This window comes from Sorangium sp. So ce327, assembly GCF_051530205.1.
GTDB lineage: Bacteria > Myxococcota_A > Polyangia > Polyangiales > Polyangiaceae > Sorangium > Sorangium cellulosum_B.
In genome coordinates this window covers 1,135,129-1,148,655 of the sequence record NZ_CP150330.1, presented here as the reverse complement: position 1 = coordinate 1,148,655, position 13,527 = coordinate 1,135,129, and the positions used below count along the sequence as shown (strand labels likewise).

The following is a 13,527-nucleotide window of genomic DNA, read 5'->3' as shown; positions in this document are numbered from 1 at the left end:
AGAGCGCGGGGATCAACCTCGTGAGGGCGATGTTTCCGCCGGAAGCACTCGCGAGCCTTCCGCCGCAACGGTGGACGGAGCGATTTGCGCTGTCTGTGCCAGAAGGGAAACTGGCTAACTTCGTGTCGGAAACGCCCAGCGGAGAGCGCCTCGCCCGTGGTCTTCCTCGACGGGGCTTATGACGAAGACGGCACCGAGCTCGTGTGGAACGAGCTCGGTCACCTGCGAACGCGCGAGGTCGGTCAGGTCAGGAGCGAAGGTGTCGCGAGCGCGCGCGGCAGGATCTGCGGCGGCAGCGGTGCGGTCACGATCGTCGGCTCGGCCGTGTCCGCCGCGCCGGCGTCGCGGTACTTGGCGCGGGCGATGACCATGCGGACGTGGCTCGGGCGCCGCCAGGCGAGCCCGGCGACCGCTCGTCATCGACCGGTGTTTCTGGCGAGATCTCTGACACGCGGAACTAGCGACAGATGCCCGTGACGCAGTTCTGTCCGTCGGTGCAGACGGTGCCGCACGCTCCGCAGTTGCTCTCATCGTTGCTGAGGTTCACGCATCGGTTGCCGCAGTACGCCAGCCCCGCGTTGCACGTGCACTCGCCAGCGGTGCAGAACGAGCCGCCGCCGCACGTGTTGCCGCACGCCCCGCAGTTGAACTGATCGAGGTTCGTGTTGACGCAAAGCGGATCGCAGTAGGTCTGCCCCGCCAGCGGGCATGTGCAGGCGCCGGCCTGGCAGGTCGAGCCCGCTTTGCAGGTGGTGCCGCAAGCCCCACAGTTCATGCTGTCCGTCTGCGTATCGACGCACGCGGGATCACAGAACGTCTGGGTCGGGGGACACGGAGATTCGCTGGCCCCACCCTGTCCCCCCGAGCCGTCGAGGCCACCTTGCCCCCCCGCCCCGCCGGTGCCACCCGCCCCGCCGTCACCGCTCCCGCCTTGCCCTCCGGCCCCCCCGAGCCCGCCCGCGCCGCCGGTGCCACCCGCGCCGCCGGTGCCGCCCGCGCCGCCGGTGCCGCCCGCGCCGCCATCACCGCTCCCGCCTTCCCCTCCAGCGCCCCCGAGCCCGCCCGTGCCCCCCTGCACGTCTCCACCACTCCCCGCGTTCCCGCCGGTAGCGCTACCCGTGCTCGTGGTGGTGGAGCCTGACGTGGCGCTCGTCTCCTCCTGCGTGCTCTCGCCGCCGCTACATCCGACCATCGGTGCCGAACAGACGGCCACGCCCGCCAGCCAACCCAGGATCCCCATGTTCACGCGCGCACGATGCATGTCGTCCTCCAGATGTAAGAGGTAAGTGGAGTCGTGCCAACATCATGACTTGCTCTGGACAGCTTCGACGACTCCCATGGACCGCTGTCGCTGCGGACGGCGCGCGCGGCTCAGCTTTTTCTCATCTCGGGTCCGAAAGAACGACTGCCTCTGTTCGGAGCACCACGGAGAGCCCAGGACGAGCCCTTCACCCGAAGCCTCGCGTCCCCCATCCCAGGTGTGCCCGCATCGCCGTAGGACACATGAGCCTCGACACCGGCCGACCGGCCCCGTCCTTCGCGCGGCGTAGGGGCGCTCGACTCCCACGCTTGCGACACCACGACGGTATCGGTCCACGATCTGGGTCGGCGACGCACATGCGGCGATGGGCGCTGCGCCTGGGGCAGGCTTGGCTCCCTCTCCCGATTCGGCAGCAGCGTAGCGGCTACCGTGCGTGCCCGGGAGGGGATCCCCAGAGCTGGAGCATGGCCTGCTGAGCAGCGCACGGTGCTGCTCAGCAGGCCATTCTCCATCTACTCCTCGTCGTCACTCTCCATCTCGGTGTTCGGCGTCGGCCGGGAGACATCGTCTTCCTGCCGCAACCCCGAGTACACAATGAAGCATCCCGCGACCGGCAATAGCCAACTCAGCGCGCTTTGCAGGAGCTTCTGGTGGCGCGAGCACAGCTCGCTCCGCCACAGGCGCACGGTGATGAACGCCTGAGCGAGGATCGCCGCGGCGACTGTCGTCCACGTGAGGATCGACCGCATGACGTGCAGCGTAGCCGCCATCCGCCTCACGCGCCCCGGCCGGCGCGTCCAGCGGGCTCAGCCGGCGTCTTGGCCGGGATCCAGCGGCGCGCCGCCGGCCGGGCGCGGCCGCCTCCGGTAGAGCAGCCGGCTCACCGGCAGCCCGTCGGCGATCGCGTGGTGCTCGCGGGGGCTCCTCGCGCCGTAGGGGTTCTCGGCGAGGAGCGGCGAGCCGGGCGCGTCGCCCGCCGGCTCGAACGCGGGATGCGCGCCGATCTGCTCGGCGTAGAGCACGCCGCGCTCCTCGACGTCGGTCTGCACGAAGAGCTCGCCGCCGTCCACGAGCAGGCGCGCGAGGCTGTCGAGCAGCCCCGGGCCCATCACGAGGCGCTTCGTGTGGCGCTTCTTCCACCACGGATCCGGGAAGTGCAGGAAAAACCGCGCGATCGACGCGTCGGGCCGGAGCCGCGCGAGCGCCTCGCGCGCGTCGGCGTTGAGCGCCCGCACGCGGCCGCCGAGGCCGCCCTTCCTCAGGCGCCCATCGACGATCGCCGACCACTTCAGGCGGATCTCCAGCCCGAGCAGCCGCGCCTCGGGGCTCGCCGCCGCGCGCTCGAACAGGAAGCCGCCGCGGCCAGGGCCGATCTCGATCTCGACGGGGCCGGCGCCCGGGATCAAGGCGTCGATGGAGACGTCGTCGCCGTCGGGGAAGCGGGGCGCGTCGGCGTAGGGGTGGTTCGGGCGCGGCTGGAAGACCATGGAGCCCCGGCGCTCTACCAAATGCCGGCCGCCCCCGCGCGGGAAATCCGCCGGCCACCCGGCGCGGGAAATCGCTGTCCCCCGGCGGCACGGTGGTATGCGTCGGGCCCCATGGCGGCACCTCCGGCCCCCTCCCGGCTGCGCGCCCTCGCCGCGCGCGCCCTCCCCTATGCGCCCGCCCTCGCCGCGAGCGGCGCGCTCGGCGCGCTCTGCATCAGGGCGATCCTTGCGCAGGCCGGACGCCCGGCCTTGCCGCTCGACGACGCGTTCATCCACATGCAGTACGCCCGGCGGCTCGCCGAGGGCGGTTTCTTCAGCTTCGTCGCCGGCGAGGGCTACTCGAGCGGCGCCACCAGCCTGCTCTGGCCCGTGCTGCTCGCCCCCTTCCACGCGCTCGGCCTGCGCGATCTCTCGCTCGTCTATGCGGTCTGGGCGCTCGGGCTCGTGTTCCACGCGGCGCTCGCCGTCGAGACCGCGCGCCTCGCGCGCCCCCTCGCCGGCCCCGCGGCCGCCGCCGGCGCGGGCGCGATGTGCGCCGGGTTCGCCGCGTTCGCGTGGTTCGCCTGGAGCGGGATGGAGACGGTCGCCTTCGCCTGGATCCTCACCCGCACCGCCCGTCTGGCAGCGGCGCTCTGCGAGCCGGCACCGCCAGAGGCCACCACGGACAGCGCGGCCCCCGCGGAGCCACCCGGCGCGCCCGCGCAGCCGCCCACCGCCTCCATCGCCCGCTCCCTCGCGCTCTGCGGCTTCGTCGCGCCCCTGCTCCGCCCGGAGGGCGCGCTCGCCTCCCTGCTCGCCGCGATCGCGCTCGCCCTCTCGGCGTCACGCGCTGTGCCTCCAGCGCCCCTCCCGGCGCCGCCCCTCTCCGCTCCATCCCCCTCCCGCAGCGGCGCTCTCTGGCACTCCGCGCGCTCCGCCGGGCGCCTGCTCGCCCTCGCGCCGCTCCTCGGTCCGCTCGTCGTCCCGGCCTTGAACCTGCTGCTCGCGGGCCACCCGACCTCGTCGACGACCTCCGTCAAGTGGCTGATCGGCAACCCCAACTACGACGGACCGACGCTCAGGGCCGCGCTCCTCGACAACGTCCGGCTGCTCGTGACCGACGTGATCGACGGCGGCCAGTGGACCGCTGTCTTCCTCCCCGAGGGCTCCGCCGCCGTCATCGCCCTCGGCGCCGTCGCGCTCGCCGTGGCCGCGCACCGGAGGGGCCGCCCAGCGCACGCCGCGATCGTGGGCGCCCTGGCGCTCGGCGCGCTGCTGCCCTGCACGTACCTCAGCTTCCTCTGGAACCGCGTGCGGTACGTCTGGCCCTTCGCGCCGGCGTGGATCGTCATGGCCGCCTGCCTCGCGCGCGAGCTCGGCGACGCCGCCCAGCGGCTCCGGCCCTCGCTCCACTACGTGACGCCCCTCCTCGCCGGCGCGTTCGCCGGCGCCCTCGCCGCGCGGCTGCCGTGGGCCATCGGCGACCTCGCCAACTCCGCCCGCGCCATCGATCGGCAGCAGGTCTGGCTCGGCCGCTGGGCCGCGCAGCACCTGCCGGAGGACGCCAGGATCGGCGTCAACGACACGGGCGCGCTCGCCTACTTCAGCGGCCGCAGGACCTTCGACGTCGTGGGCCTGACCACCGAGGGCGAGGCGCGCTACTGGGTGGCCGGCGCCGGCTCCAGGTTCGAGCACTACGAGAAGCTGCCCACGGAGCGCCGGCCGACCCACTTCATCGTCTACCCGCACTGGATGGCGTGCCCGCCGGTGCTGGGCCGCGCGCTTGTCGACGCCACCGTCGAGGACCAGGCCATCCTCGGCGGCACCACGATGATCGCCTACGAGGCGCGCTGGGACCTCCTCGGCTCAGGGGCGCTGCCGGTGCGGTCCGTGCCCGGCGAGCGCATCCTCGACGAGCTCGACGTCTCGGACCTCGAGTCCGAGGCGGCGCACGCCTATGCGCTCGATCCGCTCGCGGACCAGCGCAACATGGCGATCGCGCTCGCCGCGCCCGAGAGCAGCGCGCCAGGGGAGCTCGACCTCACACGCACGGAGCTCGCGGACGGCGGCCGCTACCACCGGACCGCCGATCGCTTCGTCGCCCACCTCGCGGCGCTCCCCGCCGAGGCGCACCTCGTGCTCCGGGTGGCCTCGGACGACGGCGCCGAGCTCGCCGTCTCCGTGGCGGGCGAGGAGATCGGCGCCATCGACGTGCCGCGTGGACCGTGGGTGGAGCGGGCGCTGCCCCTCCCCGCCGCGCGCCTCTCCACGCCGGCCCCCATCGCGATCACCCTGCGCCGCGGGGCTGGATTCCACGCCTTCCATTACTGGATCACCGGGCGCTGACGCCGGCCCCCGGCGCGGCCCGCTCACCGGGGAACACCACACCTTCTCACATCGACTCCCATCGAGTCGCGCCCCGGGTGCAGCTCCCGCCCCCAAGATGCGCTCTCGAGAGTCGAGAGCGCGCCGGCGGGCGCGCCGCGCTCCACGTCGAGCGTTCAGGACAGCCGTTGACGCATCCTGGTATTCGTGTAACATCGGGATGTTCGCGCAATACAGCAAGTCAGCGAACAGATCCGTTGCAGATTCGTGGGGGACCGGGCAGCGCGCGCCCGCTGGCGCCGTCGCGCACAGCCATGGCCGGCGGTCCAGCCGTGCTCCAGGACCTCGGGCCACCGGCTCGCCGGCTCGCCCCGATCCCGTGCGCCCTGCCCGGCGCTCGAACGTGGGGAATCGATGCGCAAGTCGGCTTTGCTCCTCTGCTCGCTGCTATGCCCTCTCGGGGCGGCGGGCTCTTCCTGGGCGCAGACCCCGGGGGGCGAGGCGCAGGCCAGCGGCGATGACGGCGGTCAGGGGCAGTTCCTCTCGCTCGATCTCGAGGAGCTGCTCAACGTGAAGGTCTCGTCGACTGGCTTCTTCGAGACCGAGAGCAAGACGTCGACCGGTCAGGCGCGCCTCTATGATGCGCGGACGCTGAAGCTCTACGCCGTCCGCTCGCTCGACGACCTCTTGCAAGCCCACCAGCCCGGCGTCCTGATCGGCGAGCACGAGCGCACCTCGCGCCTCATCGGCGTGCGCGGCGTGCTCATCGACAACAACGCCAAGACGCTCGTCATGGTCGACGGCGTGAACACGAACATGCGCGCCCATTTCGGCGCCATCGGGAGCACGCTGGCCGTGCCCCTCACCGGAGACATCGAGCGGGTCGAGGTGATCCTCGGCCCCGGCGCCATCGTCCACGGCTCCGGCGCGATCAGCGGCTTCGTCAACGTCCTCAGGCCCACGGGGATCACCCGCCCCGGGCTCTGGGGCAAGGCGTCGTATGCCTCCGGCGACACGCGCACCCTGGAGGTCAGCTACGGCGGCCTGCTCAGCGAGAAGCACAACGCCGATTGCTTCCTCTACTTCGGCCACGCCGACAACGAAGGAGAGCTGCCCCAGGCGCCCCGGCCGAACACCGCGGAGCTGTATGGCAAGGCCTACGCAGGCGTCACGACGTCTCCCTTCCTGCGCCACACGCGCGTCAACGCCCTCGGCGAGCCGAGCTACAAGGGCTTCGGCCGCTTCCGCTACGGCTCCGAGCGCAGCCCCGTCAGCGTCGATCTGCGGCTCGACTACGCGCAGACGTCGATGATGGGCAACGCCCCGAACAGGGCCATGACCCCCGAGCAGCTCGCGGGCCAGTGGTCCGACAGCAACACCGGCCATGTGCGGCAGAGGACGTTCACGGTCACGCCGGAGATCCACGTCCACCTGTCCAGGCAGCACAAGGTCGAGCTGGTCCCGACCTTCTCGGCCTTCGAGACGGCCCTCGTCCCGGCCGACTGGGTCGCAGGCGAGATGGCGAAGGCGTCCAATCCGGCCCCGGGCGCAGGGGTCCTGCCGGTCGGGGGCCTCGGCGAGGAACACCGGGACATCAAGGCGGTCTACAAGACGACGGCGCTGCCGAACAGCCAGCTCGCGATAGGCGCGTCGGCGAGCCACAAGCGCTTCAGCGGCCAGAGGTCCCGCTGGGGACGGCTCTACGGGACCGCCTTCGAGTCCCCGGAGAGCTTCTCGTGGACCGAGCTCGCCGCCTTCGGCGAGAGCACCGCCACCTTCCACGATCTCACCGTCTCCGCGGGCCTGCGCTTCGATCACACAGAGTTTGGAGAGCTGAACCTCCGCGCGGGCCTCTCGCGCGAGCCCGAGCCGGTGGACAGCCCCTCCTACCGCGTCGCGGCCGCCTACGCGATCAGCGGCACGCAGAACGTCAAGCTGTCCTACCAGAAGGGCTTCCGCTTCCCGGACGCCGCCTACTTCAACTGGCTCGAGCAATTCAACGCCGCCTTCGAGGACGAGCCCATCGCGCCGCTGCCCTCGCTCGTTCCGGAGTCCTCCCACCTCGTGGAGCTCGACTATGTCGTGGGCCTGCTCGACGAGCGCCTCGCCCTCGACGTCGCGGTCTTCTATGAGCGCTACAAGAACACCCTCGGCTGGGTGTCGTGGGATCAGGTGCGGCCCGAGGACTTCGAGGACCACGTGGCCCACAACCCCAGGCACCCGTCCGCGGGCGGCTGGTGGGGCAGCTTCTCGAACAGCGCCGCGGACGTCGACGCCCTCGGCGGCGAGATCGGCGCGATCGCCGACCTCGGCGGCGGGTTCGCGGGGGACCTCTGGTACAGCGTGTCGAAGCCGTTCGGCGCCGAGAGCGACCTCAACATCCTGACCAACTGGGACGGCGAGACCTGGGCCAACTACCCCATCCACCTCGTCAAAGGCCACCTGAGCTACAGCGCCAGCCGGTTCACCGCCGGGCTCGCCGCGACCTTCCGGACTGGCATGAACAGCCACGGCTCCAGGGACGCGCCCGCCCACGACACGGACGAGCTGCCGCCCAGAGATCGGCTGGCGGCGCGATCGGCGTTCAACCTCGACGCCTCTGTGTCCTTCTCGCCGATCGAGCGCGTCTGGGTCTCCGTGTTCGGCAAGAACCTCACCTTCAACAAGGTCCCTCCACCGTCCTACGCCTCGCACCGGCTGATCATCACCACCGGTCGCCCCTACGTGGGCGCCTCCGTCGAGGCGTCTTACTGATGCCGCCGGCCTGCGCGGGAAGGCGGCCCGCGCGGGAAGGCCACGCGCACGACAGCGACAGCAGAACCGATGTCAGAAATCTCCTGACACCGCGCAGCCCGATACGAATGCACCTCCCCGGCGTCTGCCCTTGTGATAAATCGAGGACACCTTGTCCGAAGCAATGAGCCAGGTTCACGATCTGCTCGACGATACCCCGGACAAGGGCCTGCGCGAGAGGGCCGTTGTCGATTTCCTGCTCTTCGACATGGGCGCGGTGACGTTCGCGGTGAGGGCGCAGCAGGTGGAAGAGGTGATCGCCTGGCGCGCCCCCTTGCCGCTGCCGCGCACCGACCCCCGGGTGATGGGCATCCTCCAGGACCGGGGGAGGATCATCGTGATCCTGTCGCCCGTCCTCGCGGAGCCGGCGGCTACCCCGCTCCGCATCGTCGTCTGCCGCGCTGCGCGCGGCTACCTGGGATTGCCCGCCGGCAAGACGCGGTGTGTCGCCGCGGTCGAGGTGTTCGGGGAGCCCGTGCCGAACGCTGTCGTCGACACCAGCGAGGGAGCAGTGACCTTCCTCGACGTGACCCACCTGGTCGACGCTCCCGGCGTTGCGCCTCGGCCCTTCGTGGCGACGCGCGAAGCTCAGGGCATCTGGTCGAATCCATGAGCGTTCCGAGCTCCCGATCCCCTGCGTCCAGGGCCAGACAGCCGCTCGATTCGGCCGATGAGGCGTCCCCGGCGAGCGCGGCCCCGCTGTCGCGTTCGCCGGCGAGCGCGCCGGCGAGCACGTTGACAACCGCGCCGACAAACGCGCCTGTGCTGGTGATCGACGACAGCGAGATCGCCCGAGAGGAGGTGTCTCGCGTGCTGCGCTCTGCCGGTTTTCAGGTGCTCGCGCTCCCCTCCCCCATCGGGGCGACGCAGGCCATCGTGCGGCACCAGGTGCGCATCGTCGTCCTCGACGTCTTCATGCCCACCATCCGTGGGGACCGGCTGCTCACCCTGTTCCGGAAGAACCAGCGGCTCGGGCAGCTCAGCGTCATCCTGATGTCCGGACACTCCGAGCGGGAGCTCGAGCAGCTGAAGCTGGAGGTCCAGGCGGACGCGGTCCTCTCGAAGCGCCACCTCGATCGTCTGCCGGCCCTGGTCCAGCGGCTCGCCGGCAAGGAACGCTGACGTGGGGACCGCGGTCGACTGATGCGACGCCCGTCGAGGATCCGTCCGCGATCGTACAGAGCTCGCCAGCGGAACATGGTGTCTCCGATCTCGTCGATTCGAATGCTGATGGCCGCGGCCCTCCTCACGACCGTGAGCACCGAGAGCCGCTCTGCCGCCTCCGTCCCCTACGAGCTGCGGGGCGCCATCCTCCTGCGATCGATCGGCTACGAGAGCGGGTTCGCGAGCCGCGCGGGCACGGCCGTGCTCGCGGTCGTCGGGGCGGAGTCGGGCGCGAGCGCGGAGGACGCGAGCGCGATGGCGGCCGTGCTCTCCAGGCTGGCCGCGAAGACGACCGTGGCCAAGCGGCCGGCGTCCGTCCTGCGCGTGACGTACAGCGGAAGGGCCCAGCTGCAGGAGGCGCTGCGCGCCGCCGGCGCCGAGGTGGTCTATGTGGCGCGCGGGCTCGCCGCGGCCATCCCGGACATTCCGTCGCGCGAGGGCGCCGTCGTCCGCATCGTCGTGTGCGGCGACGGCGACGACACGAAGCGCGGCTGCGCCGTCGCCGTGGGGCTCTCGGGCGCCAAGCCCGAGCTCCTGCTGAACGTGAAGCACGCCAACGCCGTCGGCCTCCGCTTCGACCCGCAGCTCCTCCGGCTCGCCCGCATCGTCGACTGAGGCCCTCGCGGCGTCCGTCACCGGACACCGCGCATCGCCGCTCGCAGGTTCACGGCTCACGGTTCACGACTCGCGATCTCCCATCGCCCATCAAGCGCCCCCCGTTCAGCGTCCGCCATCGCCGCCCCTCACCCGCCATGCTCTACTTTCGCTCTATCCGCTGGAAGATCGCCGCCCTCGTCGCGTCGGTGGCCATCGTGCTGTCGGCGCTCGATCTGTGGCTGATCCCCGAGCACGCAGCGCGGGCGAGCGAGGCCGAGCTGCGCGAGCGCGCCGGGATCCTCGCGACCATGCTGAAGGAGCCCATCGGCGTGGCCATGGACCTCGAGCAGCCGCCGGAGACCTTCCCGGACACCCTGCGCACCGCGATGACCGATCCCCTGGTGAGCTGGGTGTCGGTCTACGACGCGAGGGGGCAGCGCATCGCCGCGATCGGCGCGGTGCAGGCGCCCGAGGGCGCGCGGGGCCGGGGCGACGCGGGCGTCGTCGTCAGCGAGGCCCCGATCCGGTCGCGGAACGGCGATCGCCAGCTCGGGACGCTGGCCGTCGGGCTGCGCAGCGACCGGATCGCCGAGCGCCGCGCCGACGCGCGCAGGACGATCGCCCTGCAATCGGCGGGGATCGCGCTGCTCGGCCTGGGCCTCGCCTGGGTCATCTCGGCGCGCATGACGCGCTCGATGGCGCACATCAAGGAGGCGGCGGACCGGATCGCCCGCGGCGACGTCTCGGCCCGGCTGTCCCTCAGGATCTCGGACGACGAGCTCGGGGACATGGCCAGCGCGTTCGAGCGGATGAACACCCAGCTGCGCGAGCTCCAGGAGACGGCCGCGCGGGTCGCGGGCGGCGATTTCACCTGCAAGATCACCGGCGACGGGGAGCTGTTCGCCGCGTTCCGATCCATGGTGACGAGCCTCCAGGAGCTCGCCTCGCGGATCGGCAACACCTCGGCGGAGGTCGCGTCGGCCGCCGCCGGCATGTTCTCGTCGGTGCGCGAGCAGGAGACGAGCGCGAGCCAGCAGAACGCGGCGCTCGAGGAGATCCGGCGGACCGTCGAGGCCCTGACCGCCAGCGCGGATCACATCGCGAAGGACGCGGCCACCGTGCACGAGACGGCGCAGCGGAGCCTCGTCAGCGTCCAGCACACGGCGGAGCAGACGCGCCTCGTCAGCTCCCACTCGGACCGCATCGGCGAGATCCTGTCCTTGATCCAGAGCATCGCCGACAAGTCGGACCTGCTCGCGCTCAACGCCGCGCTCGAGGGCACGAAGGCCGGCGAGGTGGGGCGCGGGTTCTCGCTCGTGGCCGCCGAGATGCGCCGCCTGTCCGAGCACGTCATGGACTCGGTGCGCGACATCCGGAAGCTCGTGGCGAACATGCACGCGGCCTCCCACGCGTCCGTGCTCGCGACCGAGGACGGGATCAAGCTGGCCCGCGACACGGCCGCGGCCGCCGCGCAGATCTCGGACGCGGTGGACCACCAGCGCGAGGGGACGGCGCGGGTCAAGACGGCGATCGTCAACATCGTCGGGGCGGTGAACGACACGCTGACGAGCAGCGTGGCCGCGACGCGCTCGGCCGAGTCGCTGCTCCAGCTGTCGCACGTGCTCAAGACGACGGCGAAGGCCTTCCGGGTCAAGCCGCCGGGGGCGAGGGCCGGCAAGCCCGAGAGCGCGGAGGCGGACGCGGATGAGGAGCCGGGCTGATCTCGTCGCCGCCTTCCGCCGGACCATGCCCGACCGCGTGGCCCAGGCGACGGACCTGTGGCTCGGCTACGAGCAGGGCCAGAGCGGCAACCTGCAGGTGCTGCGCCGGCTCCTGCACACGCTGAAGGGCGAGGCGCACATGCTGGAGCTCGCCGCGTGCGGCGACCTGGCCGAGCTGGCGGAGGACGTCATCGACGCGGTGCGGGGCGGCGCGCGCCCCACGCAGCTCACCGGCGACAGCCTCCTCGGCGCGCTGGAGGGGCTAGGGCTCCTGTCGGCGAGCCCCGACGCCGAGGCCGCGCGCGAGCTCGAGATCGTGAAGGAGACCCTCCGCGCCGCGCGCGCGGAGCTCGGCGGCGGCGGCCCGCCCGCCGGCGAGCTCGCGCCGGCGCTCGTACCGCCGCTCGTGCCGGCGTCTGATTCCGTGCACGAGAGCGTCCTGCCGCCGCGGCTGGACCCGCCCGACGCGCCGCCCGACCCCGCCCAGCCGACCGCCCGCGCGGCCCTCGACGCCGAGGCCGTCGGGGCGCTCTTGCAGGAGCTCCAGCGGCTCCACGGCGAGCGGGAGGTCATCCAGCGGCGGCTCCGCGAGTCCCAGCGCATGCTCCGCGCGCTGCTCGTCGAGATCGACCCCCGCGGCGCGGACGTGGATCGATTCGCGGAGCGCATCGCGAAGACGCTCGGCTATGGCGCGGAGATCGAGCGCCTCCTGAGCGCCGTCCGGGCGGACTGGTCCAGCAACGAGTTCGCGGCGGGGCGCGCGCTCGACGAGCTCGACGAGGTGGTCCGGAGGGCGTCGGTCGTGCGCACCGAGCGCCTGCTGAACCAGGTGTCGCTCGCCGCCCGGAGCGCGGCGCGCATGCTGGGCAAGGACGTCGAGGCGCGGGTCGAGGGGACGGGGCTGCTCGACGCGGCCGTGGAGCGCCGCCTCGAGCCGGCGCTCCTGCACCTCGTGCGCAACGCCATCGACCACGGGATCGAGCCGGCAGACGTCCGGGCGCGCCGCGGCAAGCCCGCGCGCGGGACGGTGGCGGTGACCGTGGTCCAGACCGACGCCGCCGTGCGGGTCGAGGTGAAGGACGACGGCGGCGGGGTCGACTTCGCCCGCCTGCGCGAGGTGCTCGCGCCGTCGGTCCCGGGCGCCTCGACCCTCGACGACGCCGAGCTCATCCCGTACCTGTTCGCGCACGGGCTCACGACGAGCCGCAGCGTCGGCGCGATCTCGGGCCGGGGCGTCGGGCTCGACATCGTGGCGCGCGAGATCGGCGCGCTGGGCGGGCAGGTGCGGGTCGACTCGAAGCCCGGGCTCGGCACGACGATCGTGCTCGTGGTGCCGAAGAACCTGCACGGCGAGGAGGTGGTCCCCGTCTCCAGCGGGCGCTTCCGGTGCGCGGTGCCGACGCACGCCGTGCACTCGGTCGTGCTGCTGGAGGACGAGGAGCTCCTGCGCGCCCCCGACGGGCCGCGCGTGCGCCTGACCAGCGGCGCCTGCGCGGAGCTCGCGCCGCTGTACGCGCTCGGGGCGGTGCTCGGCGACGGAGGCCAGCCCGCGCCCGGGGACGCGGCGCTCGTGCTGCACCACGCCGCGGGCCTGTTCGCGGTGAGCGTGGACGGCTACGAGAACCCCCGGCTTGTCGCGCTCGTGCGCTCGGAGGAGATGCCCCTCACCTCGCCGCTCGTGCGCGGGGTGGCGCCGACGGCGGACGGCGAGGCGATGCTGCTCCTCGACGTGGAGCGGCTGTTCGCGTACACCCGGCAGGCGCCGGGAAACGCGCCCTTCACGGCCGCCGCCGACCAGAAGCGGGAGCCGCTCGCGCTGGTCGTGGAGGACGCGCCCGTCGCGCGGGAGCTGCTCTGCGGCATCCTGCGGTCGATGGGGCTCCGCGTGGAGGAGGCGAGCGACGGGCGGGAGGGGCTCGCGCGGGCGCGCGCGGCGCCGCCCGACGTGGTGCTGACCGATCTGGAGATGCCCTACCTGAGCGGCCTGGAGATGGTGGCGGAGCTCAGGCGCTCGCCCGGGCTCGCCCGGGTGCCGGTCGTGGTGCTGACGACGGCGGCGCAGGAGCAGAGCGAGGCCGCGCTGCGCGGGCTCGGCGTGCGGGCGGTGCTGTCGAAGCAGCGGTTCGTCGAGGAGGAGCTGCGCCGGATCATCGCGGCCAGCCTGGGGGGCGCGTGACGGCGGGCACGTCGAGCGCCCTCG

At 72.5% G+C, this 13,527-nt stretch carries 11 protein-coding genes; 7 read left to right on the top strand and 4 right to left on the bottom strand.

Annotation, left to right across the window (positions count from 1 at the left end; genetic code table 11):
• Nucleotides 1–242 precede the first annotated feature (242 nt).
• From WME95_RS04280 to trmB, 4 genes are all read right to left on the bottom strand, one after another.
• Entirely contained in the window at nt 243–371 is a 129-nt protein-coding gene (locus WME95_RS04280) for a hypothetical protein (protein ID WP_437907131.1), read from the bottom strand.
• Nucleotides 372–457: 86 nt separating this feature from the next.
• Nucleotides 458–1,192 (bottom strand): MXAN_6577-like cysteine-rich protein, encoded by a 735-nt coding sequence (locus tag WME95_RS04275; RefSeq protein WP_437907130.1) that lies wholly within the window; start codon nt 1,190–1,192, stop codon nt 458–460.
• Between the two features lie 581 nt (nt 1,193–1,773).
• The gene (locus tag WME95_RS04270; RefSeq protein WP_437907129.1) at nt 1,774–2,010 is read right to left on the bottom strand and encodes a hypothetical protein; all 237 of its coding nucleotides are present in this window, start codon (nt 2,008–2,010) and stop codon (nt 1,774–1,776) included.
• Between the two features lie 57 nt (nt 2,011–2,067).
• The gene (trmB, locus tag WME95_RS04265) at nt 2,068–2,748 is read right to left on the bottom strand and encodes a tRNA (guanine(46)-N(7))-methyltransferase TrmB (RefSeq protein WP_437907128.1); all 681 of its coding nucleotides are present in this window, start codon (nt 2,746–2,748) and stop codon (nt 2,068–2,070) included.
• Between the two features lie 111 nt (nt 2,749–2,859).
• On the opposite strand from trmB, the gene WME95_RS04260 reads away from it, so the two are divergent.
• From WME95_RS04260 to WME95_RS04230, 7 genes are all read left to right on the top strand, one after another.
• The gene (locus WME95_RS04260) at nt 2,860–5,073 is read left to right on the top strand and encodes a hypothetical protein (RefSeq protein WP_437907127.1); all 2,214 of its coding nucleotides are present in this window, start codon (nt 2,860–2,862) and stop codon (nt 5,071–5,073) included.
• A 393-nt stretch (nt 5,074–5,466) separates the two neighbouring features.
• The gene (locus WME95_RS04255; protein WP_437907126.1) at nt 5,467–7,806 is read left to right on the top strand and encodes a TonB-dependent receptor; all 2,340 of its coding nucleotides are present in this window, start codon (nt 5,467–5,469) and stop codon (nt 7,804–7,806) included.
• Between the two features lie 163 nt (nt 7,807–7,969).
• Nucleotides 7,970–8,458, top strand: a complete 489-nt coding sequence (locus tag WME95_RS04250; RefSeq protein WP_437907125.1) for a chemotaxis protein CheW — start codon at nt 7,970–7,972, stop codon at nt 8,456–8,458.
• A gap of 155 nt (nt 8,459–8,613) precedes the next feature.
• Complete coding sequence (locus WME95_RS04245) at nt 8,614–8,967, top strand: response regulator (RefSeq protein WP_437907124.1); 354 nt, start codon at nt 8,614–8,616, stop codon at nt 8,965–8,967.
• Nucleotides 8,968–9,042: 75 nt separating this feature from the next.
• The gene (locus tag WME95_RS04240; RefSeq protein WP_437907123.1) at nt 9,043–9,624 is read left to right on the top strand and encodes a YfiR family protein; all 582 of its coding nucleotides are present in this window, start codon (nt 9,043–9,045) and stop codon (nt 9,622–9,624) included.
• Between the two features lie 137 nt (nt 9,625–9,761).
• Nucleotides 9,762–11,327 carry a methyl-accepting chemotaxis protein gene (locus WME95_RS04235; RefSeq protein ID WP_437907122.1) on the top strand — a complete coding sequence of 522 codons (1,566 nt, stop codon included), beginning with the start codon at nt 9,762–9,764 and terminating at the stop codon, nt 11,325–11,327.
• Nucleotides 11,311–13,503, top strand: coding sequence for a hybrid sensor histidine kinase/response regulator (locus tag WME95_RS04230; protein WP_437907121.1), 2,193 nt, complete (start codon nt 11,311–11,313; stop codon nt 13,501–13,503). Before WME95_RS04235 ends, WME95_RS04230 begins: the two co-directional genes overlap by 17 nt.
• Nucleotides 13,504–13,527: the final 24 nt, after the last annotated feature.

Excerpts from the sequence above, each read along its gene's own strand:
- WME95_RS04280 (WP_437907131.1), bottom strand. The coding sequence starts at position 371 with ATGGTCATCGCCCGCGCCAAGTACCGCGACGCCGGCGCGGCGGACACG.
- WME95_RS04275 (WP_437907130.1), bottom strand. The coding sequence starts at position 1,192 with ATGGTCGGATGTAGCGGCGGCGAGAGCACGCAGGAGGAGACGAGCGCC.
- WME95_RS04270 (WP_437907129.1), bottom strand. The coding sequence starts at position 2,010 with ATGCGGTCGATCCTCACGTGGACGACAGTCGCCGCGGCGATCCTCGCT.
- trmB (WP_437907128.1), bottom strand. The coding sequence starts at position 2,748 with ATGGTCTTCCAGCCGCGCCCGAACCACCCCTACGCCGACGCGCCCCGC.
- WME95_RS04260 (WP_437907127.1), top strand. The coding sequence starts at position 2,860 with ATGGCGGCACCTCCGGCCCCCTCCCGGCTGCGCGCCCTCGCCGCGCGC.
- WME95_RS04255 (WP_437907126.1), top strand. The coding sequence starts at position 5,467 with ATGCGCAAGTCGGCTTTGCTCCTCTGCTCGCTGCTATGCCCTCTCGGG.
- WME95_RS04250 (WP_437907125.1), top strand. The coding sequence starts at position 7,970 with ATGAGCCAGGTTCACGATCTGCTCGACGATACCCCGGACAAGGGCCTG.
- WME95_RS04240 (WP_437907123.1), top strand. The coding sequence starts at position 9,043 with ATGGTGTCTCCGATCTCGTCGATTCGAATGCTGATGGCCGCGGCCCTC.
- WME95_RS04235 (WP_437907122.1), top strand. The coding sequence starts at position 9,762 with ATGCTCTACTTTCGCTCTATCCGCTGGAAGATCGCCGCCCTCGTCGCG.
- WME95_RS04230 (WP_437907121.1), top strand. The coding sequence starts at position 11,311 with ATGAGGAGCCGGGCTGATCTCGTCGCCGCCTTCCGCCGGACCATGCCC.